Annotated in this window: 19 protein-coding genes and 8 pseudogenes; 7 read left to right on the top strand and 20 right to left on the bottom strand. The window is 56.6% G+C overall.

Annotated elements, in window-relative coordinates; all coding sequences use genetic code 11:
• Positions 1–26: 26 nt before the first annotated feature.
• Both B4967_RS18220 and B4967_RS18215 read left to right on the top strand, forming a co-directional pair.
• On the top strand, positions 27–548 hold the full coding sequence (locus B4967_RS18220) for an alpha-amylase family protein (RefSeq protein ID WP_207953579.1): 522 nt from the start codon (positions 27–29) through the stop codon (positions 546–548).
• A complete protein-coding gene (locus tag B4967_RS18215; RefSeq protein WP_083024007.1) occupies positions 535–1317 on the top strand; it encodes an alpha-amylase family glycosyl hydrolase in 783 nt (260 codons plus the stop codon). The genes B4967_RS18220 and B4967_RS18215 overlap by 14 nt, the downstream gene beginning before the upstream one ends.
• A gap of 324 nt (positions 1318–1641) precedes the next feature.
• Here the strand turns inward: B4967_RS18215 and B4967_RS05105 are convergent, their stop codons facing one another.
• The 6 genes from B4967_RS05105 to B4967_RS18805 all read right to left on the bottom strand — a co-directional run bounded on the left by B4967_RS05105 (position 1642) and on the right by B4967_RS18805 (position 4977).
• Entirely contained in the window at positions 1642–2205 is a 564-nt protein-coding gene (locus tag B4967_RS05105) for an HAD family hydrolase (protein ID WP_243470342.1), read from the bottom strand.
• Between the two features lie 68 nt (positions 2206–2273).
• The gene (locus B4967_RS18825) at positions 2274–3176 is read right to left on the bottom strand and encodes a putative bifunctional diguanylate cyclase/phosphodiesterase (protein ID WP_243470341.1); all 903 of its coding nucleotides are present in this window, start codon (positions 3174–3176) and stop codon (positions 2274–2276) included.
• Positions 3085–3435 (bottom strand): GGDEF domain-containing protein, encoded by a 351-nt coding sequence (locus B4967_RS18820; protein ID WP_243470340.1) that lies wholly within the window; start codon positions 3433–3435, stop codon positions 3085–3087. The genes B4967_RS18825 and B4967_RS18820 overlap by 92 nt, the downstream gene beginning before the upstream one ends.
• Positions 3416–4129, bottom strand: a complete 714-nt coding sequence (locus B4967_RS18815; RefSeq protein WP_243470339.1) for a GGDEF domain-containing protein — start codon at positions 4127–4129, stop codon at positions 3416–3418. The genes B4967_RS18820 and B4967_RS18815 overlap by 20 nt, the downstream gene beginning before the upstream one ends.
• A 13-nt stretch (positions 4130–4142) precedes the next feature.
• Positions 4143–4307 (bottom strand): PAS domain-containing protein, encoded by a 165-nt coding sequence (locus B4967_RS18810; RefSeq protein ID WP_243470338.1) that lies wholly within the window; start codon positions 4305–4307, stop codon positions 4143–4145.
• Positions 4308–4326: 19 nt separating this feature from the next.
• A complete protein-coding gene (locus B4967_RS18805; RefSeq protein ID WP_243470337.1) occupies positions 4327–4977 on the bottom strand; it encodes a GAF domain-containing protein in 651 nt (216 codons plus the stop codon).
• 219 nt (positions 4978–5196) lie between these two features.
• Between B4967_RS18805 and B4967_RS05095 the strand changes: the two genes are divergently transcribed.
• Positions 5197–6726, top strand: a complete 1530-nt coding sequence (locus B4967_RS05095; RefSeq protein ID WP_083024005.1) for a sensor domain-containing diguanylate cyclase — start codon at positions 5197–5199, stop codon at positions 6724–6726.
• Positions 6727–6735: 9 nt separating this feature from the next.
• On the opposite strand, the gene B4967_RS05090 is transcribed toward B4967_RS05095, so the two are convergent.
• The 6 genes and pseudogenes from B4967_RS05090 to B4967_RS18015 form a co-directional block, all read right to left on the bottom strand.
• Positions 6736–8040, bottom strand: coding sequence for a TRAP transporter large permease (locus B4967_RS05090; RefSeq protein ID WP_083024004.1), 1305 nt, complete (start codon positions 8038–8040; stop codon positions 6736–6738).
• 23 nt (positions 8041–8063) lie between these two features.
• Positions 8064–8627 (bottom strand): annotated as a pseudogene (locus tag B4967_RS05085) (TRAP transporter small permease).
• A 77-nt stretch (positions 8628–8704) separates the two neighbouring features.
• Complete coding sequence (locus B4967_RS05080; protein WP_083024002.1) at positions 8705–9694, bottom strand: TRAP transporter substrate-binding protein; 990 nt, start codon at positions 9692–9694, stop codon at positions 8705–8707.
• Between the two features lie 16 nt (positions 9695–9710).
• A complete protein-coding gene (locus B4967_RS05075) occupies positions 9711–10400 on the bottom strand; it encodes a substrate-binding domain-containing protein (protein ID WP_340638690.1) in 690 nt (229 codons plus the stop codon).
• Entirely contained in the window at positions 10333–10701 is a 369-nt protein-coding gene (locus B4967_RS20670) for a LysR family transcriptional regulator (RefSeq protein WP_340638689.1), read from the bottom strand. The genes B4967_RS05075 and B4967_RS20670 overlap by 68 nt, the downstream gene beginning before the upstream one ends.
• A gap of 5 nt (positions 10702–10706) precedes the next feature.
• Positions 10707–10865, bottom strand: coding sequence for a hypothetical protein (locus B4967_RS18015; protein ID WP_161491472.1), 159 nt, complete (start codon positions 10863–10865; stop codon positions 10707–10709).
• Between the two features lie 363 nt (positions 10866–11228).
• On the opposite strand from B4967_RS18015, the pseudogene B4967_RS05070 reads away from it, so the two are divergent.
• From B4967_RS05070 to B4967_RS05060, 3 genes and pseudogenes are all read left to right on the top strand, one after another.
• Positions 11229–11980: pseudogene (locus tag B4967_RS05070) on the top strand (5-oxoprolinase subunit PxpA).
• Positions 11977–12681 carry a 5-oxoprolinase subunit B family protein gene (locus B4967_RS05065; protein ID WP_083024000.1) on the top strand — a complete coding sequence of 235 codons (705 nt, stop codon included), beginning with the start codon at positions 11977–11979 and terminating at the stop codon, positions 12679–12681. The pseudogene B4967_RS05070 and the gene B4967_RS05065 overlap by 4 nt, the downstream one beginning before the upstream one ends.
• Positions 12678–13611, top strand: a pseudogene (locus tag B4967_RS05060) (5-oxoprolinase subunit C family protein). The gene B4967_RS05065 and the pseudogene B4967_RS05060 overlap by 4 nt, the downstream one beginning before the upstream one ends.
• A 42-nt stretch (positions 13612–13653) precedes the next feature.
• On the opposite strand, the pseudogene B4967_RS05055 reads toward B4967_RS05060, so the two are convergent.
• The 7 genes and pseudogenes from B4967_RS05055 to B4967_RS05030 form a co-directional block, all read right to left on the bottom strand.
• Positions 13654–15175, bottom strand: a pseudogene (locus tag B4967_RS05055) (sodium:solute symporter family protein).
• Positions 15168–15356 carry a hypothetical protein gene (locus B4967_RS05050; RefSeq protein WP_054641039.1) on the bottom strand — a complete coding sequence of 63 codons (189 nt, stop codon included), beginning with the start codon at positions 15354–15356 and terminating at the stop codon, positions 15168–15170. Before B4967_RS05050 ends, B4967_RS05055 begins: the two are co-directional and overlap by 8 nt.
• Before the next feature lie 139 nt (positions 15357–15495).
• Positions 15496–16992 (bottom strand): annotated as a pseudogene (gene katG, locus B4967_RS05045) (catalase/peroxidase HPI); the annotation flags it as partial.
• Positions 16956–17387 (bottom strand): peroxidase family protein, encoded by a 432-nt coding sequence (locus tag B4967_RS20100; RefSeq protein WP_340638694.1) that lies wholly within the window; start codon positions 17385–17387, stop codon positions 16956–16958. The gene B4967_RS20100 and the pseudogene katG, both read right to left, overlap by 37 nt.
• A gap of 502 nt (positions 17388–17889) precedes the next feature.
• Positions 17890–19333: pseudogene (locus tag B4967_RS05040) on the bottom strand (NAD(P)(+) transhydrogenase (Re/Si-specific) subunit beta).
• 16 nt (positions 19334–19349) lie between these two features.
• Positions 19350–20920, bottom strand: a pseudogene (locus B4967_RS05035) (Re/Si-specific NAD(P)(+) transhydrogenase subunit alpha).
• Positions 20921–21160: 240 nt separating this feature from the next.
• On the bottom strand, positions 21161–22054 hold the full coding sequence (locus B4967_RS05030; RefSeq protein WP_243470336.1) for a LysR family transcriptional regulator: 894 nt from the start codon (positions 22052–22054) through the stop codon (positions 21161–21163).
• 198 nt (positions 22055–22252) lie between these two features.
• Between B4967_RS05030 and speB the strand changes: the two are divergent.
• Positions 22253–23158: pseudogene (gene speB / locus B4967_RS05025) on the top strand (agmatinase).
• A gap of 96 nt (positions 23159–23254) precedes the next feature.
• Here speB and B4967_RS05020 read toward each other — a convergent pair.
• Positions 23255–23938 carry a response regulator gene (locus B4967_RS05020; protein WP_083023997.1) on the bottom strand — a complete coding sequence of 228 codons (684 nt, stop codon included), beginning with the start codon at positions 23936–23938 and terminating at the stop codon, positions 23255–23257.
• Positions 23939–24190 lie beyond the last annotated feature (252 nt).

Genomic DNA, 24190 nt, shown 5'->3' with positions numbered 1-24190 from the left:
GCAACAATGACAACAAAGGTGATCTCATGTTTGCGAAATACTCCGTTGCCCTGGCTGCCAGCGCGACACTGAGCATAGGGCTTTCCGCGCAACCTGCTAGCGCTGACACGTTCGTGCACTTATTTGAGTGGCAGTGGGAAGATGTTGCCCAGGAGTGCGAAAATTGGCTAGGCCCAAAAGGATTTAAAGCCGTACAGGTCTCGCCCCCACAAGAGCGCATTCAAGGGGATGCTTGGTGGACTCGCTACCAACCGGTCAGCTATCAACTTGAAAGCCGCAGCGGCTCCAGCGAAGCATTTGCTGATATGGTGCAGCGCTGTAACGCAGCGGGGGTCGATGTTTATGCGGATGCGGTGATTAACCATGTTGCCCACGGCAAGTGCCAGGGCCAGGGCATTGCAGGCTCCTCTTATGACAATGAAGCACTGAGCTATCCCCAATTATCAACGCGACGACTTCCACGAACCCTGCGGCATCGAACAGAGCGACTATACGCAAAATGCCGAAAGCGTTCGACAATGTCAGTTAGTTGGCTTGCCCGACCTTAATACTGGCGACCCCACCGTACAGAGTCGTATTGCAGGCTACTTGAACACGTTGGCGACACTTGGCGTAAAGGGTATTCGTGTCGATGCGGCCAAACATATGGCACCCAGCGATATTGCGGAAATTCTGGCGCAGGTAGACGCTCCGCTTTATGCCTTTCAGGAAGTGATTGACCTAGGGGGCGAAGCGATCAGTGCCACGGAGTATCAAGGCACGGCGGATATCACTGAGTTTCGCTACGGCGCGTCTCTTGGTGATATTTTCAACAATCAAGCCCTTGTCAACCTTCAGCAGTTTGGCGAATCGCCCGCCCTGCTGCCGAGCGATCAAGCCGTCGTATTTACCGACAACCATGATAATCAGCGTGGCCACGGGGCGGGCGGCAGCAATATTTTGACGCATCGAGATGACGCGCTTTATCGCTTAGCCAACGCGTTCATGCTGGCATGGCCGTATGGATCCCCGAAAGTCATGTCGAGCTACGCCTTTCCCGACAGCGACCAGGGCCCGCCACAAGTCGCCGTCTACCAGCAGGGCGAGGCCCAATGTGGGGAAGCCTGGGTATGCGAGCACCGCTGGCCCGAGATTGCCAATATGGTGGCGCTTCGCCAACAGGCCGACGCCGCAGAGGTCACCCACTGGTGGGATAATGGCCATCATCAAATCGCCTTCAGCCGCGAAGCCCAGGGCTTTATTGCGATTAACCGGGAGCAGCAAGCGCTCACCCACATTTTTCAACCGATATGGCAGATGGCCGCTATCAAAACGTGACGGCTGAGGGACAGTGTATCGTGGTAGAGGATGGTCAACTGACGTTGAGCGTTCCCGCCATGTCTGCGGCAGCCCTGCACGTCGGCGCTCCCTGTCCAGCCTCATAGCCTGGTCGTCTAACGCGCGCTGCCAGCAGAGCCCTTCAAAGAGCCGTTATGGCGCGACTGGCAACTCTCGCCATGCGCTTAAATTGCCTTAGCAACTTGGGCAAGTGCGGATGCCCGCCAGTCTAAGCGCCGCCACCCTTCTACGCTAGCTACCTCGGCCAATATCGGGTCGGGGTTGACCGCTACGGCGCAATCCACGTACTGCAGCAGCGGCAGGTCATTGCGGGAGTCGGAGTAGAAGGTGGTATGACTTGGCGTGATGGCGTGTTCTGCTAGCCACTGCTGAAAGCGGATCACCTTGCCGCCTCGGTACGAGAGCACGCCTTTGCCTACACCCAGTGTACACACGCCCCTCCTCCGAAGTGGCGACTTCCAGCTCCACCGCGAGCACGTGCTCGATGCCCAATGCCGCCGCAATGGGGGCCACCAAATGGTGGGATGAGGCAGAGATCAGCACCAGGGTATCGCCCGCGTTGCGATGGCTTTCCAGACAGCGCCACGCCTGATCGAAAATGCGCGGCTGCAAATGGGTGTCGACGAAGCGCTCCACCTCTTTTTCGACGTCGACCACTCGCCGCCCTTTCAAGGGAGCCAATGTCATGGCGAGGTACTCTTCCAGCTTAAGCTTGCCCGCATGGTAGGCCTGCTGCATCTGCTCTGCACGCGCCATGAAGCGCTCCGCGTCGCTGATCCACCCTTGCTCAATCATCCATAAATTCCAGCGGTCGCTGCAGTCTCCATCCAGGAGGGTGTCATCAAGGTCAAACAGGGCCAGGCGCATGGGAAACTCCTATCGTCGCGGTTTGGCGCGCGTAGGGTATGCCAACGGTGATGACATTAAGATGACGTCTAGTCGTTTAGCCAAGTACGGGTGAACTCATCGGCGGGTAGCGGTCTTCCAAACCAGTAGCCTTGGGCCTGGTTGCACCCCATGTCTGCCAGCAGTGCCGCTTGGGCGGCACTTTCGACGCCTTCGGCAAGGGTTTTCATTTCTAATGTGTTTGCCATGGCGATAATCGTTTGCACAATCGCCCGATCGTGATGGTTATCAAGCATATCGCGCACGAAGGAGATATCGATTTTCAGCGCATCAGCGGCAAAGCGGCGCAAATAGGAGAGCGAGGAGTAGCCAGTGCCAAAATCATCAATAAACAGCGCATACCCGGCTTGGCGCATGGCCTGGGTAATAATGACCGCTTGGTCCGGGTCGCGCATAAAGTCGCTCTCTGTTAGCTCCAGAGCAATCGCGCTGGGCGAGATATTGGAGGTCAGCGTAGCAATATGCGTGGTGAGCCGGGGGTCAGCAAACTGCTGAGCGGAGATATTAATTGATAAGCGTCCCGGCAGCGGCGTACCCGCCGCCTGCCAAACACTGAGCTGTCGGGCGGCTTCTTCAAGCACCCAGTCGCCCAACAAGCGGATCAGCCCACGCTCTTCGGCCAGAGGAATAAACTCACTGGGGCTGACCCATCCCCACTCCGGGTCGTGCCAGCGGCATAGCGCCTCTGCCCCGGTCAGCGTTTGGGTGTTTAAGTCCACCTGTGGCTGGAAGTAAAGCTGCAAGCGGCGCTCTAAAATCGCTGAATGTAGCCGCTCAGTCATCCATTGGCGGCGCTCTAGCGTATGGCGCATGGTTTGCGTATAGGGAGAGATATTAGATTCAAGCTTTTTCGCATGATGAAGCGCAATGCTGGCAGCATTGGAACAGCTCACTTGGGCTAGCGACATCGCCCGGATAACGCGCGAACCCAATACTAACATCCAGATTAAATATGCGGTGATCAAGCCTGGTAGGCCGTTTAACCAGCGTACTTAACTGCCTAACCACTTCATCAAGGCTAGCACGCTCAATGCTCGGCAATAGCAATGCAAATTCATCACCCGAGAGGCGCGCGCAGTGCACGTCAGGCAGGCCGAGGTGCTGTAGTCGTCTTGCCACTGTGGCAAGCAACTGGTCGCCCACTTGATGACCATGAAGATCGTTGATCTCTTTAAAACGACGCAGATCCAACAACAGTAACGATAATTGGAGAGCGCTGCTGCCCCGATAGCTGACCCATAGTAGACAGCATTTCCATAAACCGTGCGCGGTTGGGTAGCCCAGTCGTGCTATCGGTGTAAGCCAATTGATGTATATGGCGATGATCACGGCGACGCTCTAACTCAGCGGCAGCGCCAGTAGAGAGAATCCGTAATACCGAGGTGGCGAAGGCGTTGGTGTTCAGCGGTGCTTTATAGAACACCATCATCACCCCAATGGCCTCACCTTTAGCATTATCCAGACGTCTACCGATCCATGCCTGGGCGCTGAGCTTCGCTCCCGGCAACGTAAATCGCTGCCCATGATGCACGACGCTCTCCTGCTCTAGCACAACCCCCTCCACCGGGGTGTCACGGAGTAGGAACGTGTAGTTCTTACGTATCTGACCATCCACCACTAGACTAACAGTATGACCTGTAGTGGCAGGCAGCAGGTTGTTAGGGTGAAAGCCATCTCCCTGTAATGGCAGCACCGGCTGATCCAGTAGCGCAATAAAGCCCGCATCGGCCTCCAGCAGCGTTGTTAATGTGGCGATCAGCTGCTGAAAATAGTCCTCACCTACCCGAGAGGTGACCGTCGAGGCCACCTGCATCACAGCGCGTTGTCCGCGCTGAGACTCCTGCTGGTCAGTGACGTCAGTAATAAAGCCTTCCAGGCAGAGCACCTCCCCTGACTCCTTAAAAACCGGCTTGCCCTTGCTCCCACATCCAGCGTTCGCTGCCATCTCGGTGGCGAATCCGATAAATCACACGGTAGGGGCGTCGCTGGCAAATGGCCTCTTGTATGTCCAGAAATATCCGTTCCTGATCATCTTTATGGACTAAGCTGGCAAAGCTGGTCACACGGTTCGCTTCCAGCTCATCAGGCCGGTAGCCAGGTAAGCGCCTCGGCCCCTTTGCTGACCAGTTGCATTGTCCAGTCTTGATTATTCAGGCAGCGGTAAGCCATACCCGGCAGGTGATTGAGCAAGGTGTTCAGCCGGCGCTCGCTCTCTTTGGCAGCGGCCTCGCTTTTGCGTAGCGCATTTTCCGCTTGGCGACGCCCTAATTCAGCGCCAGCTTGGGCGGCCGCAATACGCAGAATTTCATTTTCCAATCCATCAAACTGTATTGGCTGATTGTGGAGCACTGCCAGCAGACCAATGGCGGTGCCATCTGGGGCGAATAGCGGCAACCCCATATAGCTATCGGCACCGAGCTGGCTTAGGAGATCGTCTTCTGGAAAGCGGGATCGCACATCGCAGGCGTACAGACAGGGCTCATGGCCCACCACGGTTTCGCAGGGCGTGCCCGCCAGGGGATAGGAGAGATTGGCTTGCAAGCCGCGATTTGACCAAACAGCCAAGGTTTCAGCTATATTATCGTGAGTGACCACCGCCACCAGTGCGTGATCCACAGTTAATAGTCGAGCAAGCTGTTCAACCAGCGTAGCAAAGAAGTTGGGATGGCCACTGCGCCCAAAACCTTCCGCTAGCTGACGAAAAATCTCTGCTGCTTCTTTCCTTGTGTGCATCGTCGCACTCGCTTATGTCGTTGTAGAGCAGCTAAGCTTTGCCACTGTTTTAACAAAGCACAGCGACGTTTGCACCATAAACAGCTACCTTACTGATTGACAGTGCTATCCATAGCAATATCGTTAGAATCCACAATATTCCACAATATGCTAGAAGCATCTATTCAGATCAGATGGCACTCACCACCGGCTTCGCTGAACGGCATACAAGGAGATAATATGACGGTTAACACCGCCGCCAGCGAAACGCGTTACACCACTCTCGCTGACCAGCTTCCTAGTTTTATTAGTAGTACATTGCTGCAATGCAAGCGCTTGCCCTCTCTACCAGCGGCAGCCCTGCGAGTGCTGAATGTCGCTCGCACTGCCGACGCTACGTGCAGCGACTATGCCAAAGCGATAGAGCATGACCCTGCCCTCACTGCACGGGTAATGAGCGTGGCCAATAGCGTACATTACCTGCGTACGCCCCAGCCCTCGCATACCTGTTTCGATGCCACCCAGCGTTTAGGCTTGGATGTTACTCTCGCCACCGTGTTGAGTTTTTGCCTGTTTGAAGACGACCATGACGCACACAGCCGAGCACGCTTCTGGCAGCGTGCCATCACAGCAGCGGCCGCCGCGAGCTACCTAGAAAACCAGCTCTGCCCTCACCAATCAGGCAGCATTTTTACCACAGCGTTGCTACAAGATATTGGCATCCTGGCACTACAGAAGGCTTATCCCGCCGATGCTGATCTGCTCTATGCCGACGACCGCTCCTCTCATCAGCACATCATACAGGTAGAAAAGCGCTACTTTGGTTGTGACCACACGCTGGTAGGTGCATGGTTAATGGCGAAGTGGGGGGCGCATGACGAATTGATCAATGCGATTTACCACAGTCACGGCAGCCTTGAGACGGACGATATGGCAGCAGTTTGCTTACGTATGTCTGGCCCTATCGCAGATGCGTGGTTATCGGCTAATCCATCGCAAGCAGTAGCAGATGTGTTACGGCAGTGGCGTACTTTACCTACCTTCAATAACTGGGCAGTTGATGGCTTATTAGCTCACTTGCAGCACACGCTGCCGCCGTTATCAAACGCCTTAGGATTGAGCGCCCCCTGCGGAGTAGATAGTTTGGCACTGCTTCAAAACGCCCAACAGCTGCTTTTTGAACATACTCTGTCACTCAGTGCCCGCTTGGATGCTCAGTACAAGGCGCGGGAAACATTGTTAAACGACTATGCGAAGCTAGAGCAGCGCAGCCGTATCGACCCCCTAACCAAGTTGGCTAACCGTGCTTGGCTTGAAGAGCAGTTGCGGGAGCGCTTCCATCTCTGTCTCACGACAAAGCGCACGATGTCCGTTGTATTTATCGACTTAGACCATTTTAAAGTGCTTAACGACCAATACGGCCATCAGGCGGGTGATCGAGTGCTGACTCATTTTGGCAAAACGCTTACCTCTCTCATTCGCTCAGGCGCCGTAGCGGGCCGCTACGGTGGTGAAGAGTTTCTAGTGATTTTGCCAGATGAAGATGCCGACAGCGCTAAATGCTTTGCCGAACGCATCACACGACGTTTACAAGAGCGCCCCATGGCACACCTCGATCAAAAGCCAGTTTACGTTTCCGTATCGATTGGCGTGGCCGGCCTCAACGATGGTGGGTTTGGTAATGAGCAAGAGCTGATTGACGCCGCCGACCAGAGCATGTACTTCACCAAGCGCTCTGGCCGGGGCGGTGTGTCGGTTTACGGTCATTAACCCTAGCAATCAGCTAGTCATGGCGTAAGGCAGGTAAAGCGCGATGCTGGGGAAGAGATGCATTAGCGCAATCGCCAGCAGCATTAGTAGAAAGAACGGCAGCGTCGCCTTGGTAATGGTCCGAATATCCTTACCGGTTAACCCTTGGATCACAAACAGGTTAAACCCAACCGGCGGCGTGATTTGCGACATCTCCACCACAATCGCCAAGTAGATACCGAACCAAATCAGGTCAAAGCCTGCCGCGCTGACCACCGGCATGATAATCGCCGTCACCAGTAGGATGAGCGAAATACCATCCAGAAAGCAGCCCATGATGAGTAGCAGCAACGTGAGCGCAATCAGCAGCATGGTGGGCGATAACCCCATTTCACCAATCGCCTGAGCGAGCTTCATGGGTACCTGGGTAAAGCCCATGGCTGAGGTTAAAAACGACGCCCCGGCAATAATAAAGGGAATCATGCAGGCCGTGCGTACCGCAGCAAACAGCGAATCGGTAAAAATCGCCCGATTAAAGTGGCCGTTGAACCGAGCAATGATCACCGACAGCACCACGCCAACCGCTGCCGCTTCCGTCGGCGATGCCAGCCCGCCGTAAATCGACACGATAATCCCGCCGATTAGCAGCAAAATAGGCACCAACGACCAGGTATTACGCAGCTTTTCGGCAAAGCTCATATCGGATTCGTCAGCACCTGTCAGGCCGTCACGGTTGCCTTTGAGCAGCGCCCAGAGCACCAAATAGGCCATGAACAGCGCCAAGATCATCAAGCCGGGGCCAAGGCCCGCCATAAACAGCCGCGAGATGGATTGCTCCGTAACCACCCCGTAGACGATCAGCACGATCGAGGGTGGAATCAACAGCCCCAGCGTAGACGCACTGGCCAAAGTGCCAATGGCCATATTGCTGTCGTAGCCCCGGCGCTCCAGTTCCGGCAGGGTCATTTTGCCCACCGTGCCACAGGTAGCCGCCGACGAGCCACACACCGCCGCGAACATGCCACTGCCAATGATATTGGTATGCAGCAAGCGGCCCGGCAGACGGTTCAACCAGGGAGAAAGTCGACGGAACATATTGTCCGCCAGCCCCGAGCGAAACAGAATCTCGCCCATCCAGATAAACATCGGCAGCGCGGTTAAATCCCAGCCGTAGCTTGCGCCCCAAAAATCGGAGGCCAGAATCGGGCCAGGGTCAAAAGGGCTGAAAAATTGCAGCGCAATCCACGCTGTGCCTATCAAGGCAAAGGCAATCCACACCCCGCTGCCCAGCAGCAGCACCAGGGTAAAAATAGTCGCTAAACTTAGTAGTAGCACGAGGGTATCTCCCGAGCAGCCGCTTACTGCGCTTCGTTATCGTCGATGGAAGTGGCTTCGCGGAAGCTTGACGGGTCGCGTATGACAATGCGCCCGGCCATCCACAGCGCTTCTAACAGCGCCAGGGCCAGCAGCCGTACCCCAACGGCCTGCACCACCTGGGGGATCCACAGGGGAATCGACAAAAAGCCCGACGAAACATCGTTGTACTCTAGGCTTTCCCTCGCCAAACCAATCAGGCCGTAGGCCAGTAGTACGCTGATAACCAGCGCAATAATCAGCCCAAACACCTCAAACCACACGCGCACCGCAGAAGGCAGGCGTTAAATCAGTAAGGTCACGCGGATATGGGCATGATGAACAAAGGTGTAGGCCAACCCAAGAAAGGTGGCGCCTACCAATAAATAGGAGGCCATTTCCGAGACGCCGGTAATGCTGACACCGAGCCGCTCCTGGCCGACCAATACCAATAGCGCATCCACTAAACGGAAAGTGACCTGAAGCGCGATCAGCGCACAAATCGCCACCATGCACGCTGCTGCGCCCCAGGCACCGAGGCGGTAGAGTTTGTCGAATTTAAACGTCATGTTCGCAGTCTCACAGAGCGCGTGGAGAAAGGGGCAGCACACAGGCTGCCCCCGAGGATTAACACAGCACCGGAAGGTTAGTTGCTACGCTGGGCACGATACGTTTCCAGCCCTTGCTTGGCTTCGTCATCCGCACGGGACTGCCAATCGGCAAATAGCTCATCACCTGCGGCTTGCAGCGCGGCGGCAACGTCAGCATTAGGCTCGGACACGCTGATGCCGTTCTCTTTCAGAGCTGCCAGGCTTTCATCGTTGTTGTCACGGCTCATCTGCCAGCCACGCTCTTCGGCACGCGCCGCTGCTTCCATCAGCGCTTCTTGAGTGGCTTCATCTAAGCGGTCAAAGCTGCGCTGGCTGATAAACACGATATTCTTCGGCAGCCACAGGTTGGCGTCGGTGTAGTCGGTGACGTAGTCCCACGCGGCCATGGAGGTACCGGTGGAGCTTGAAGTAATCATGGCATCTACTCGGCCAGTGCTGAAGGCAGGTGGGATATCCGACTCTTCGGTTTCGGTCGGGCAGCCGCCCAGGTTATCAACGAAGCGCTGGGTATTGATGTTTGGTGCGCGTACGCGCAGCCCATCAAACTGGGCTGGGTCAGTCAGCGGCTCGGCGGTATAAATGCCCTGAGCAGGCCATGCGACGGCGTAGAGCGGAATCAGCCCCTCATAGGCGAATAGCTCAGTAATCATCGGCTTAGTGGCTTCCCACAGCGCATAGGCATCATCGTAGCTACCGGCCCCACCGGGCAGCGTATCGACTTCAAAAATCGGGTCGTCGTTGGAGAGAATCGACAGGAACACCTCACCGGCATCGATCGTTCCGCGACGCACAGAGGGTTTGATCTCGCCGTGAGAGACCAGCGCCCCACCGCTGTGTACGGTAATGGTGAGTTCGCCGTCAGTGGCTTCTGCCACATCTTCAGCAAACTGCTTGGTGTTCTGGGTGTGGAAGCTGGCGTCCCCATAAGGGGTGGCCATGGTCCACTCTGCGGCATGGGCCGTGGATGCCGCCGCAAGGCTGCATGCAGTGGCAAGAAGCAGTGGGGTCGCAATGCGAGTACGCATAGAAAAAATCCTCTTATCATATTGATGGAGGTGTTGCCTTAGGGGTGGAGGAAGGGACGCTAGGTGTTACCCAGCATCCGGTAAAACACGTGTTAGTAATCTCGGTATGCTTTTCAGCGGCATACTCTAGCGCGCACTCCTGCGCCAAGCGGCCAACGCCACGGCAGAAACGAGGATGATATGCGCTGCGCCAAATAACATCATAGTGCATGGCTGGTAGTGGCGCGGGAAGCGCCAAACGGAACAGCTCGCCCCGCCGCCACTCATCCAGCACGGTGGCTACTGGTAGCGCGCCGATCCCCAGCCCTTCCGTGGTTAAACGCACAATCGTCATCAGCGTGCTCACACTATGAATACGCGGCTGTTGAACACCTTGGTCGGCTAAATAACTTACTAACTCTTCATACGGACGCGCCAGCTTGCCAAAGGAGATAAACGGCAGCGTTGAATGCCAAGCATCAGGGCGTTTGCTTAACATCTGGGCGTGTCGAGGTGAAACAAACATCCCCATTTCATAGGGGCTGAGCGTCTCATGGTCAATTTGCTCTGAAGGCAGGTAGCCGTTCATGGCTAGCAGAATATCCAGCTCATTGCTGTTCAGCCGCTCGTTCAGCGCCGGGGAGTAATCCACGGTGAGCTCAATAATCAACCGCGGGTAGCGCTCGGTGAGCCGCTGCATAAACGTGGGGAACCAACTGTGGGCCAATGGTTTCAATCGTTCCCAGGCGCAGCGGGGCGGAAAAGTCTTCTTCACTATCGAAAAGTTTGAGGGCTTCATCGCGCTGGGCCAGCATACGTTCGGCATGCAGGAAGAATTCCCTACCACGCATAGTAGGCTGAATATGCCGCGCCGAGCGCTCAAGAAGTAGCTCGCCCACCGAGCTCTCTAAACGCGAGATACGCTCAGATATCGACGGTTGCGTAATGTGTAAACGCACCGCCGCTTGACGAAAAGAGCCAAGTTTCACCGCCCAAACAAAGGCGTCGAGTTCCTTAAAATCCAGCATCGTGCTTAACCAGCCTGTAATGAAGCATTCACGGGAAGCACAGCGTCAAGCGCCTCCACCACGCCACACACCATGGTCTCCCATCGTGAGGCGTTGATATGCAAATGTAAGTGCAACATGCCGTGTTGGGCACGGTCATGCTGTCGCGGGGCTGGCAACCGCATGTGGTACTCCTCGAGATCACCCTTTCATTGCCATTTTTATTGGTGGCGCAACGGCGCTACATCAGGCGGATAAGGGCGTCTCTTTTGTAATCTTTTTTGAGTCGCTTTATTTAGTTGATAATCGTATAGCGCCCTAGCGTCAACTATTTTTCCACTAAATAACAGCATGATAGGAAGCACCGATACTTAATATCGCTAAAAACGATTGGCACTTGTGACGCAGGCTCCATATATTATTTTTGCGATAGCACAAACATAAACACGCTTATTATGTAATAAACATGATTAGCCAATATTTGTACTTATTTGACTAATCAATCGCGATATCAATCACTAACAACACGCAACCCTGCAGGAGACGTTATGGCGATTCCGCTGCTTAACTGCGATATGGGCAAAAGTTTCGGCAACTGGTCGATTGGTTTAGACGCTGATGTTATGCCCTACGTTGACTGTGCCAACATTGCCTGCGGCTACCACGTCTCAGCCCCCCATGTGATGCGTAAAACGGTGGCGCCTGCCGTCCAGCACGGCGTGAAGATCGGCGCGCACCCCGGCTACCCGGATTTAATGGGCTTTGGCCGCCGCTCCATGGCCTGCTCTCCTGCCGAAGTGGAAGACATGATGCTCTACCAAATCGGCGCGCTGGCAGGCATTTGCCAAGCGGAAGGCACCGCGCTGAGCTACGTCAAACCCCACGGGGCTATGTACAACGACATGGCTGCCAATCTGGAATTGCTGGAAGGTGCATGCGGGCCGTGAAGGCATTCGATGCCCGCCTGCCGCTCATGGTGATGGCCACCGCCAACCCAGAGCCGCATCGTCAATTAGCGGAAAAAATGGGCGTGACGCTGTGGTTTGAAACCTTCGCTGACCGCGCTTATGAGGCCACTGGGCATCTCGCCTCTCGCCGCCTGCCGGGGGCTGTGCATCACGACCAAGCCACTATCGTCGCCCAAGCCGTTTCCCTGGCCAAAGGCGAAGCGCTGACCGCCCGGGATGGCAGCGCCTTACAGCTCCCCTGCGACACGCTCTGCGTGCATGGCGATAACCCCGAATCCGTGGCCGCCGTGCGCGCCATTCGTGAGGCCTTTACGGCGCTGGAGTCCGCGTGAAACTGCGCTTAGAAACGGCGGCGATGGACGCCCTGACGGTGCGCCTGTTCGACGCCATTGATGAAACTAATATGGCGTGGATCATGGCCGCTGACGAGGCGCTGCGGCGCGCCTTTGATCACGCGCTGATTGATCTTATCCCGTCGTACACCACCCTGCTGGTGCACTACGACTGCCAGAGGCTCACTTTTGCTCAAGCCTCGACGCTCGCGCGCGGCGCGCTGCGCAATTTAACGCCCGCCGATGCCCAACAGGGCCAGCTCCACGAAATCCCCGTGTGGTGCGACGAGCGCGTTGGCCCGGAGCTGCCCACCGTTGCCCAGCGCGCCGGGCTCAGCGTCGAGGCGCTGATTGAGCGCCACTGCAGCCACGATTACTGCGTGTTTGCACTGGGCTTTGCCCCTGGCTACGGCTTTATGGGCCTGGTGGATGAGGCCATTGCCACGCCGCGTTTGAAAACGCCCCGCCGCCGCGTCGCAGCCGGAAGCGTGGGCATTGCCGACCGGCAAACCGCGATTTACCCCCTGCTTTCGCCGGGTGGCTGGAACATTCTTGGCAGAACAGCCGTGCCGCTTTTCGAGCACGCCAAACGTGGCGAGCCGCTGCTGCGACCGGGCGATAAAGTGCGCTTTAAGGCGATATCCCAATCAGAATTTGAAGCGGCTGGGGGCGATACGACCCCACTGGAGGAGCGGTCATGAGCCACCCCATGTTGACCGTAAAGCAAGCCGGACCGCTGGCGCTGATTCAAGATGCGGGCCGCTTCGGCGTCGGCCACTTAGGCGTGACTCAGGGCGGTGCCGCCGACTGGATCGCCTTCCGCTGGGCCAACTGGCTGCTGGGCAACCCGCTGGAGAGCGCCGCGCTGGAAATCGTCATGGGCGGCAACCTGACGCTGGTGGCCAATAGCGACGTGCGCCTTGCCCTCACCGGAGCCGACCTTGCCGCCACACTGGATGGCCAACCGCTTGCGCCCAACGACAGCTTTATGATGCAAGCGGGCCAAACGCTGGTCTTTCGCCAGCCGAAAAAGGGCCTGCGCGCGTACCTCGCCTTTCCTGGCGGGCTTGATGCGCCAGAGGTGCTAGGCAGCCAAGCCTGCACGGCAAGAGAGCAAATCGGCGGCCTGCACGAAGATGGCAAACCGCTTAAAACTGGCGATCAGCTCACCTGGAAAGGCAGCAGCGCCACGCCGCGACAGTTGCCTCAAGGCACCCAACTTCCCCTGCCCGACTCAGAAGAAACCGTGCTGGACATGGTGTTAGGCTCTCAGGCCGCGCACTTTGCCGGGCGCAGCCTGTTCGATGCCTTCAACCAGCCCTGGACCGTGGACCAACGCGCTGACCGCATGGGCATTCGACTGACCGGCAAAGCGCTGAACAGCCGCCTTGGCGGTATCGTCTCCGAGGGCATTCCGTTAGGGGCCGTGCAGATTCCTCCCGATGGCCAACCGATCATCCTGATGAACGATCGCCAAACCATTGGCGGCTACCCGCGCCTGGGTGCTTTGACGCCCATGGCCTGCGCCCGCCTCGCCCAGTGCTTGCCGGGCACCAAGGTGCGTTTGCAGCCCATCAGTGCGACGCAGGCGCAGGCGGCCCTACAGAGCGCAGTTATTGAAGTGGCAGTAAGGCTAAAAAGCCCCTCATCAGGGGCTTTTATCGATAGGGTGCCTAATGAGCCGCTTGCTTCTTCGCCGGGTCATTGGCAGTGCGACGCTGTGTACCCAACTCTTCCGCGATGGCGGCAAAGAAAGCATCGGTAGAGGCTTGATGAGGCTTGGTCACAAGACTAACGCCAACAAACAGCACACTCGCGACCACAATGCCCCATACACCGGCAGGCAGACCCAGTAGTGAATTGCCGGTGGCATACATCAGCAGTACAAAGGCGCTGGTACCCACCACGCTGGTCAGTGCACCGGCAGCCGTGCCGCGCTTCCAATAGAAAGCACCGATCAGCGCAGGCACCATGGCCACCAAGCCCGATGAGGCGGCCACCGACAGCACTGCAATCAGGTCAAGCTGCAGCTCGGCGAAAGCCAGCGCCATCAGTGCAATCACCGGCACTACAAACTTACCCACCAGCAGTTGTCGCTTTTCACTGACGTTCGGCTTGAGGTTGGCATAGACGTCGCGGGAGACCATGGACGCCAGCGTCAGCATGATCGAATCAATCGTGGAAACGGCGGCGGCCATAATGCCGATCATCACAATCACGCCTAATACGGGCGGCACAAACTCTGAGGCCAGTAGCGTGGGCGTTGCCAAGTCTGCGCTTGCAAGGCTGGGGAAGGCTGCCAAGGCTGAGAAGCCCCAAAGTACGGAGACCAGGGTATAAATAAAACCGAACACCAGGAAGCCAATCAGCATGTGGCGCATTGAGCGCAGCGACGAGGGCATGAAAAGGCGCTGGCTGACCTGCGGATTTGAAAGGGCTAAAGAAGAACCATGGAATGGTGAGCCCTAGGAAGGTCACAAAGCTGAACAAACCAGGGCCAGGCACCGTCAGTGACTGCGGGTGCTCCGTTGCCAGCGTATCGAAGAGCGCACCAAAACCGCCCAGACTTTGAATCACCAGAAAGGCTACCAGGGTAGAAGCCACGATCATCATGATGGCCTGGAGCGAGTCGGTCCACATGACCGAACGAATCCCTGCGATATAGGAGAAGAAAATGGCGATCACCGTGGCCAACACGACCCCGGTGGTAAAGGTAATGGCGCCATCAGTAATACCCTGCAACAGGTAGCCGACACCAGCGAGCTGAACGGCCGAGTACGGAATTAGGAAGATACAGCTCGCTATCGACACGGCCATGGCCACCTGCTTGCTATGGTAGCGGTGGCCCAGCATCTCGCTGGGCGTCACGTAGCCGAACTTCTTGCCGACCGCCCAGAACTTAGGGCCGAAAACCGCCACCAGTGAGACACCGGCAAAGTAGATGATTTCAAAACCGAGCGCGCCCACGCCGCCCGCATAGGTCAGGCCAGCCAGGCCCACCATCATAAAGGCGCTATACGTCGTGGCACTGTAGCTCAGCGCCGAGACAAACCCGTTCATTTGGCGGTTACCCAAAAAGTAGCCGGACATGCTTTCTGAACCGCCTTTCGCCGGGCGTTGGCGCGACAGAATAGCAATGCCTATGGCCACTAATAAGTAGATAGCAATGGACCACCAAATGAGCGACTCAGTCATCGCTATGCTCCTTAAAATCTGTCGTAATAAACACGTTCAGAGCAATGATGGCCACCCCGGCCACGGCCCAAAACAAAAAGCTGCCGTACCATCGCGACACGTCGCTTAACAGCGTGTAAGGCACTAAATAACTTAACAAGACAACGGCCCATACTAGCCATATCCATTTACTGCGTTTCATCGTCGATCTCGTGTTGTTATATCAAAGGGAAAGCATGCGCTACTGTAGCAAAGCTGACGAACCAGCGATGCCCAGGCACGCATACAAAAAAAGGCACCCGCTAGGGGTGCCTTAGATAGTACGACGAACCGTTGCTGACTTACGACGCGACGTCGAAACGGTCGGCGTTCATCACTTTGGTCCAGGCGGCGACGAAGTCTTTGACGAACTTCTCGCCGTTATCGTCCTGGGCGTACACTTCTGCGTAAGAGCGCAGCAGCGAGTTGGAACCAAATACCAGATCCACCCGCGAGGCGGTCCACTTCACGGCACCGGTCTTACGGTCGCGGATTTCGTAGGCGTTGCTACCTACCGGCTTCCAGCTGTTCCCCATATCGGTCAGGTTCACAAAGAAGTCGTTGGTCAACTGGCCTTCACGATCGGTGAATACGCCGTGTTTGGTGCCACCGTAGTTGGTGCCCAGTACGCGCATACCGCCCAGCAGCACGGTCATTTCCGGGCCGGTTAAGCCCATCAGCTGCGCACGATCCAGCAGCATCTCTTCCGGCTTCACCACGTACTCTTTCTTCTGCCAGTTGCGGAAGCCATCGGCCAGCGGCTCCAGCGGTGCGAAGGAGTCTGCGTCGGTCATCTCGGCGGTCGCATCGCCACGGCCTTTCAGGAAGGGTACGCGTACCTCGTAACCTGCTGCTTTCGCGGCTTTCTCGATGCCTACGCTACCGGCCAGAACGATCACGTCCGCGACGCTAGCGCCGGTGTCGGCAGAGATCTGCTCGTAGACGCTCAGCACTTTCGCCAGGCGCTCAGGCTCGTTGCCCTGCCACTCGTTCTGTGGGGCCAAGCGAATGCGGGCACCGTTAGCACCGCCGCGCATATCGGAACCGCGATAAGTACGGGCGCTATCCCAAGCGGTGGAGACCATCTCACTAATGCTCAGGCCACTTTGTGCGATTTTCTGTTTGACCACTTCTTCGCAGTAGTCGGTGTTGCCTGCCGGAATCGGATCTTGCCAAATCAGGTCTTCTGCCGGGACTTCCGGGCCGATATAGCGTGCTTTCGGACCCAGGTCACGGTGCGTCAGCTTGAACCACGCCTTCGCGAAGGTTTTCTTGAAGTACTCCGGATCCGCGATGAATTTTTCGCAGATAGCGCGATAGGTCGGATCCATCTTCATCGCCATATCCGCATCAGTCATGATCGGGTTGTGGCGAATAGAGGGGTCGCTGGCGTCAACCGGCTTGTCTTCCTCTTTGATGTCAATCGGTTCCCACTGGTGGGCACCGGCAGGACTCTTTCTCAGTTCCCACTCGTAGCCAAACAGCAGGTCGAAGTAGCCCATATCGAATTTCGTGGGGTTGGTGGTCCACGCACCTTCAATGCCCGAGGTCACGGCGTTGCTCGCCTTGCCCTGCATGTTGGGATTGCCCCAGCCAAAGCCCTGGTTTTCAACGTCAGACGCTTCAGGCTCAGCGGCCAACGCAGAGGCATCACCATTACCATGGCATTTACCTACGGTGTGGCCACCAGCGGTGAGGGCTGCGGTCTCTTCGTCGTTCATCGCCATACGGGCGAAGGTTTCACGTACCTGCTGCGCGGTTCTCAGCGGATCAGGCTGGCCGTTAACCCCTCCGGGTTCACATAGATAAGCCCCATCTGGACAGCCGCCAGCGGGTTTTCCATAGTCTCTGGCTTGTTCACGTCGCCGTAGCGTTCGTCAGAAGGTGCCAGCCACTCTTTTTCGTCACCCCAGTAGATATCTTTCTCGGGTTCCCAAATATCGACGCGGCCGAAAGAGAAGCCGTAAGCAGGTAAGCCCATGGACTCATAAGCCACGGTGCCAGCCAGAATCATCAGGTCTGCCCAGCTGATTTTGTTGCCGTACTTCTTCTTGATCGGCCACAGCAGACGACGCGCTTTATCTAGGCTGACGTTGTCCGGCCAGGAGTTGAGCGGTGCAAAGCGCTGGCTTCCGGTACCACCGCCCCCACGGCCATCAGCAATACGGTAGGTGCCAGCGGAGTGCCAAGCCATACGGATCATCAAACCGCCGTAGTGCCCCCAGTCAGCGGGCCACCACTCTTGGCTATCGGTCATCAACGCGTGGACATCTTTCTTCAGCGCGTCGAAATCGAGCTTGCGTACTTCTTCACGGTAGTTGAAATCCGGATCCATCGGGTCTGATTTGCGATCTTGCTGATGCAAAATATCCAGATTTCAACCCTTCCGGCCACCAATCTTTGTTGGAAGTACCGGTCGAGGTGTTACCACCGTGCATGACAGGACATTTACCGCTCATAGCTCTCTCCCTTATTGCTCTATGCCTTGGCGATACCAAGGGAACAAATGCTCTGCATCTTTGCTGCAAGCTACTGTGTAGATCGTCAGCGGATGCGTTATTCATGTTTTACAGTTTTAAAGCACCTACTCAATAGTCACAATTTGCATTTAACCAACAAGCTGATAGTTATTAACAATCAAACGTGAAACGGGGCGCTGAGCGCCCCGTTCCTTGTCAGTCTACTGCTTTACTTGATTACTCCACCAGCGGTAGCAGGGCGTTTAAGCTATCGCGAGCATCGCCGTAGAACATTCGCGCGTGTTCTCCTTGAAGAATAGCGGGTTCTCAATACCCGAGTAGCCAGTGCCCTGGCCACGCTTGCTGACGAACACCTGCTTCGCTTCCCATACTTTGAGAACCGGCATCCCCGCAATGGGACTGTTGGGGTCCTCTTCGGCCGCGGGGTTCACGATATCGTTGGAGCCGATGACGATGACCACGTCGGTCGTGGCGAAGTCGTCGTTGATCTCATCCATCTCCAACACGATATCGTAGGGCACCTTGGCTTCCGCCAGCAGTACGTTCATATGCCCTGGCAAGCGTCCGGCCACGGGGTGAATGCCGAAGCGGACGGTTTTGCCAGCGGCGCGCAGCTTACGGACTAAATCGCTGACCGCCGTTTGCGCTTGGGCCACCGCCATACCGTAACCCGGTACGATAATGATGCTATCGGCATCGTTAAGCGCCGTGGCAACGCCATTGGCATCAATCGACACCTGCTCGCCTTCAATCTCGGCAGCAGGCCCTTTCGTGCCCCCAAAGCCGCCTAGAATCACGCTGACAAAGTTACGGTTCATCGCCTTACACATAATGTAAGAGAGAATCGCACCGGAAGAGCCCACCAGCGCACGGTCACGATCAGCAGGTCGTTGGAGAGCGTGAAACCAATCGCCGCCGCCGCCCAGCCGGAGTAGCTGTTCAGCATAGAGACCCCCACGGGCATATCCGCCCCGCCGATGCCCATGATCAGGTGGTAGCCGATAAAGAACGCCAGCGCCGCAATCACTAGCAGCGTCCAGAAGCCTGCGCCGTTGAGGTACATAATCGCCAACAGCAGCGACAGCGCCGCCGCACCGGCATTCAACATATGGCCGCCGGGCAATTGCTTTGGCTTGCCATCCACTTTGCCAGCGAGCTTGCCGAAGGCAATCACCGAACCGGTGAATGTTACCGCGCCGATAAAGATGCCCAGCACCACCTCAACTTGCAGAAACATCAGCTCATCGGGGGCTTTGGTTGCCACCAGTGCCGCAAAGGCGGAGAACTGGTCCAGCGATGCTTCAGCGGCACGTGCTGCCATCACCCGGCGACGCTCCAGGTCTGCGCTCCAGGCAACGAAAACCGCTGCCAAGCCCACAAAGCTGTGCAGCGCAGCCACGAGCTGAGGCATTTCGGTCATTTCGACCTTACCCGCCACGTAGGCCCCAATGCCCGCCCCAATCAGCATCATCGGGATGAGCCGCCAGTAGCCGCCGATACCCGGACCAAACGCAGTGAAAAACACCGCTAGCGCCATACCGACAATGCCGTACCACACGGCCCGTTTGGCTTTTTCCTGGTTACTCAAGCCGCCCAGCGACAGAATAAACAGCACGCTTGCCGCAATCGCTGCGGCAGATACGAATCCTTGCTCTAACATATCGTCTCTCCGCCGCTTAGGATTTTTGGAACATGGCCAGCATCCGGCGTGTTACCAGGAAGCCACCCACGATATTGATTGATGCGATTAACACCGAAATAGCCGCCAGCACGCTAACCACCGCGCTGCCCGAGCCAATCTGCAGGATCGCTCCCAAAATAATGATACCGGAAATGGCGTTAGTGACCGCCATGAGCGGTGTATGCAGCGAGTGGCTCACTTTCCAAATCACCTGGAAGCCGATAAAGCAGGCCAGCACGAAGACAATAAAGTGCTGCATAAACGAGGCAGGAGCGACTAACCCCAGTAGCAGCATCAGCGCGCCGCCCACTGCCAACATGGTCACTTGGCTCTTCGTTTGCGCTTTGAAGGTGGCAAGCTCGGCGGCTTTCTTCTCTTCTGGAGTCGGCGCTTTCTCTTTTTTCTTCGGCTTGGCCGCGCCAATGGCTTTGACCTTGGGCGGCGGCGGTGGGAAGGTGGTCTCCCCTTGGTGAGTCACCGTTGCCCCACGGATCACGTCGTCATCCATGTTGTGATGGATAACGCCGTCTTTCTCCGGGGTGAGGTCGGTGAGCATAGGCGAATATTGGTGGCGTAGAGCAGTGAGGCCTGTGTCGCCATGCGCGAGGGGAAGTCGGTATAGCCGACCACTACCACGCCGTTATCGCTTACCACCCGCTCATCGGGCTGGGTCAGGTCACAGTTACCGCCCTTCTCGGCGGCCAGATCCACGATCACCGAACCGGGTTTCATGGCGGCGACCATGTCTTCCAGCCAGAGCTTGGGCGCGGGCTTGCCGGGAATCAGTGCCGTGGTAATAACGATATCCACGTCCGGCGCCTGTTCGCGGAAGCACGCCAGCTGCTTTTCGCGGAACTCAGGGCTTGAGGGGGCCACGTAGCCACCGCTCTCGGAGCCGTCCTGGCTATCCTCAAAATCGAGAAACAGGAATTCAGCGCCCATGGATTCGATCTGCTCAGAACCTTCAGGGCGCGGATCAAAGGCGCGCACTACCGCCCCTAAGCTGGTCGCGGTGCCTATCGCCGCTAAACCTGCCACCCCAGCCCCGATGACCAATACCTTGGCAGGCGGTACTTTGCCTGCGGCGGTCACCTGGCCGGTAAAGAAACCGCCGAAGTTATTGCCCGCCGTCAATGACTGCGCGGTAGCCCGCAATGTTCGCCATGGAGGAGAGCGCATCCATCTTCTGCGCTCTGGAAATACGCGGCACCATGTCCATCGCGATCACGGTAGCGCCTTGGGCTTTGCACTTCTCCAGTAACGCTTCGTTTTGCGCGGCCAGAAGAAGGCAATCAGCGTTTGACCTTCACGCAGCCGCTCGGCCTCTTCATCAGAGGGCTCGCGGACTTTAATGACCACCTCAGCGTCGCGCCAAAGCGCGTCGGCACTCTCCGCCACGGTCACGCCAGCGTCGCGATAAGTGTCGTCATTAAAACCCGCGGCCAGGCCGGCACCTGTTTCGATGAGGGATTCATGGCCAAGCTTCTGAAGTTGCTTTGCGCTCTCGGGGGTCAACGCGACTCGCGCTTCTCCCCGAGCAATCTCTTTCGGTGCGCCTATTTTCACACGCTTTCTCCCTGGGTTTGTCCGCGTTCAGCGCCCAATCCCTTGCAGCCGGGTGGTTGCCCCAACGTCTTTGGGCGCTATCTACTCACTATTATCTACTCACTATTCCCTATTCACTATTGCGCGAAAAAATGCGCCAGATAGCAGTTTAGGATCTAATGCCGAGCCCGCCAGTGACCATTCAACCTTTGATTCAACTGTGTTGTTTATTTACAACACAACTACATACACGTTATTTTTCTACCGGCTAGCACTCTGTGCAAACGCGGTCAGTTCGTCATAGAGCCACACGTTTTCAGGGGCATTGGCGTAGAGACTATGCTGGATCAGTGTCATGGTTAAGGCGGGTAGTTCTTCAGGTGGGGCAACCCTGCGAACGGGCAGCATCGCGACAAAGCGCTCGGCCATTTGCCGGGGTAAGGCAATAATGGCATCGGTGAGCGCCACCACCCGCGCGGCGGCGATGTAGTTGAGGTTTTTCGAGATCACCCGGCGGCTCAGCCCATGCTGGGCTAGGCAGCTCTCAATGCGGCTGGGCAGCAGGCCGCTGATATCGGCAAGCTCCACATGGGGCTGGCGGGCAAACTCCTCTAGCGCCAAGGCATCGCCTACATGAGGGTTCTGCTGGGCGGCTAGGCACACCAGCTCTTCATGCATCCAGGGCGTTTGCAACACGCCGCTGGGTAGCGATGATTGGCTATCTAACCCCACCACCATATCCACTTGGCGTTGCTCTAGGGCTTCGCTTACCACTTCCGGGGTAATCAACTCAATGGAGAAACTAATGCCCGGCGCATAGCCCAACAGTTGGCTAAGAAACGCTGGGTACATGACTTCTTCAAAGTAGTCGGTAGTCGCCAGGGTAAAGCGCCGGGTGCTGGTCGCTGGGGCAAAGATGGCAGGCGGCGCGAGGCCTTCCTGAAGCGCGGCTAAGGCTTGCTGCACCACTGGCAGCAGTGTGAGCGCTCTGGGCGTTGGCTGCAGGCCCTGCTCGGTGCGTACCAATAGCGGGTCACCCAACGCTTCACGCAGGCGCTTGAGGGCATGGCTTAGCGCTGGCTGGCTTAAATGGAGCTTCTCAGCGGCGCGGGTCACATGGCGCTCGCGCATCAGCACTTCAAATACCAGCAACAATTTAGGTCAAAGTGGCGTAGCGAACGCATATCGCCTCACTATTTACATGATGAATGATTTCATTCTAAACATTCATTTCATTCATCGCGAAAAATTCCTTATCGTCGCGCTTCTTCGAGCAGCCCCGCTCGCGCTTGCCTCCATTTTCTTACTGCTGCACACCATAGGAGTACACGTTAGGTGACCCCATCTCAGATCATGCCCAGCCTGTTTGGTGACGTTATCTCCACGTTTATGACCGTGCCCAAAGCGATTGACCCCAACGCCACCGATGCTGAAGTCGTGGTTAGCGGCGTACCGTTTGACCTACCCTGCTCTTGCCCGTGCAGGCACGCGTATGGGGCCGAACGCTATTCGCCAAAGCACCGCCAACCTGATTTGGGAAGGCAAGCGCTGGCCGTGGGATTTTGCTCTGGAAGATCGCCAGCGGGTGTGCGATGCTGGCAACCTGGATTACGCCTACGGCGAGCCGGAAAGCCTGGTAGACAACCTGGAAACCCACACCATGCGCTGGTTGAAAGCGGGCAAAAAGATGCTGTCGCTGGGCGGCGACCACTACATCAGCCTGCCGCTGCTGCGCGCCCATGCCCGTGAACATGGCCCGCTGGCACTGATTCACTTTGATGCCCATACCGATACCTATGAGCAAGGCACGCGTTTTGACCACGGCACCATTTTCCACCACGCCCTCAAAGAAGGCCTGGTGGTGCCGGAGCATTCGCTGCAAATTGGCATTCGTACCAGCTATGACCGCAACAACCACCCTTATGAAGTGCTCGATGCTGATTGGGTGAACGACCATGGCCCTGCGGCGGTACTGGAGCGGATCGTGCTCGGGTAGGCCATCATCCAGCCTACGTGACGCTGGATATCGACGGCCTGGACCCCGCCTTTGCGCCGGGCACCGGCACGCCGGTATGCGGCGGTATGTCCACCGATCTGATGCTGAAAGTAATGCGCGGCATGGTGGGTATGGAGCTGGTGGGTATGGACCTAGTGGAAGTGAACCCCGCCTACGACCACGGCGACATTACATCACTTGCTGCAGCTACGCTGGGGCTGGAGTTTTTGTATGTGCTGGCGGCGTCTAAGAGCATTGTATAAATAAAGCAGACATAGCCAAGCTCGAATGAAGGCTTCACTAGTCAAACCATCACATAAGACGGCTATGGAAGCCCTCAAGACATAATAGTGAAGGGGCTACTGAGGCTCTTCGTGGCCCTGGGGAGAGGCCAACAGCCCTAGCCGGATGGCTTCGTGCACTAAACCAGCGGTGTGCCTGACCCCAAGCCGACGCATGATGTCAGCTCGGTGAGTTTCGATGGTTTTGATGCTAACGTTCAGCTGATCCGCAATCGCCTTACTACGGTACCCTTTGGCAACTAACTGCAACACCTCGCTTTGGCGTGTTGTCAGCGGACTTCTATGTGCGGAGGCCACTCCCACCATAGAGGTTGCATTGAGGAACCGTTCCGGCCCCATCGCAGTGAATATAAAACGCTCCCCATCAGCCGCTTTTCGAATGGCGGTCTCCAGCGCACTGACATCCGCGTTCTTATGCAGAAAGCCGTAGGCGCCCACTTCTAGCAGGCGGCGGATAAAATTATCGCTAGAATATGTGGAAAGCACGACTATTCGGATACCTGGGCAAAGATCTGTGAGGTATGTCAATGATTCTAAACCACTTAAAGCGACTACCGCTGAATCAATGAGAGCAACATCTACTCGATAATGGGCAACTTCTCTCATGAGTTGTTGCTCAGAGCTTACCTCGGCGACTACCGTCATATTGTCGAAGGTTTCGATAAGGGAACTGACCGCAGAGCATACTAAGCGATGTTCATCGGCTAGTAATATCCGGATGGTATTTTCTGAACGTTTCATGGAAATATGCCACAGACCTTAATAAGGTAAAAACCTGCAGTAGAACCCCCTCACTCGCACGGGTTCATCGTTATCATTTTATCGGTCTAGCCTGGATTTCTCATAGTACCTCAGCCAGTACCGCACTCAGGCTCTAACACCGCTAAACACCTATTGGCTCGACTTACATCGGCTACTTTTTAACCACTTTTCGTCGTTCAGACACACCTCCCCCTTCCCCCCATTGAACCGCCCCGGTTATTCCGGAGACCG

The organism is Vreelandella lionensis, from assembly GCF_002087295.1.
Taxonomy (GTDB): Bacteria; Pseudomonadota; Gammaproteobacteria; order Pseudomonadales; family Halomonadaceae; genus Vreelandella; species Vreelandella lionensis.
The sequence above is the reverse complement of the archived record's forward strand: the minus strand, read 5'-3'. Positions and strand labels throughout refer to the sequence as shown.

Coding starts and splice junctions, on each gene's coding strand:
- B4967_RS05095 (WP_083024005.1), top strand. CDS start 5,197: ATGACGGTTAACACCGCCGCCAGCGAAACGCGTTACACCACTCTCGCT.
- B4967_RS18015 (WP_161491472.1), bottom strand. CDS start 10,865: ATGCGGTTGCCAGCCCCGCGACAGCATGACCGTGCCCAACACGGCATG.
- B4967_RS05050 (WP_054641039.1), bottom strand. CDS start 15,356: ATGAAACGCAGTAAATGGATATGGCTAGTATGGGCCGTTGTCTTGTTA.
- B4967_RS05105 (WP_243470342.1), bottom strand. CDS start 2,205: ATGCGCCTGGCCCTGTTTGACCTTGATGACACCCTCCTGGATGGAGAC.
- B4967_RS20670 (WP_340638689.1), bottom strand. CDS start 10,701: ATGCTGGATTTTAAGGAACTCGACGCCTTTGTTTGGGCGGTGAAACTT.
- B4967_RS05020 (WP_083023997.1), bottom strand. CDS start 23,938: ATGAAACGTTCAGAAAATACCATCCGGATATTACTAGCCGATGAACAT.
- B4967_RS18220 (WP_207953579.1), top strand. CDS start 27: ATGTTTGCGAAATACTCCGTTGCCCTGGCTGCCAGCGCGACACTGAGC.
- B4967_RS05080 (WP_083024002.1), bottom strand. CDS start 9,694: ATGCGTACTCGCATTGCGACCCCACTGCTTCTTGCCACTGCATGCAGC.
- B4967_RS18805 (WP_243470337.1), bottom strand. CDS start 4,977: ATGCACACAAGGAAAGAAGCAGCAGAGATTTTTCGTCAGCTAGCGGAA.
- B4967_RS20100 (WP_340638694.1), bottom strand. CDS start 17,387: ATGGCTTGGCACTCCGCTGGCACCTACCGTATTGCTGATGGCCGTGGG.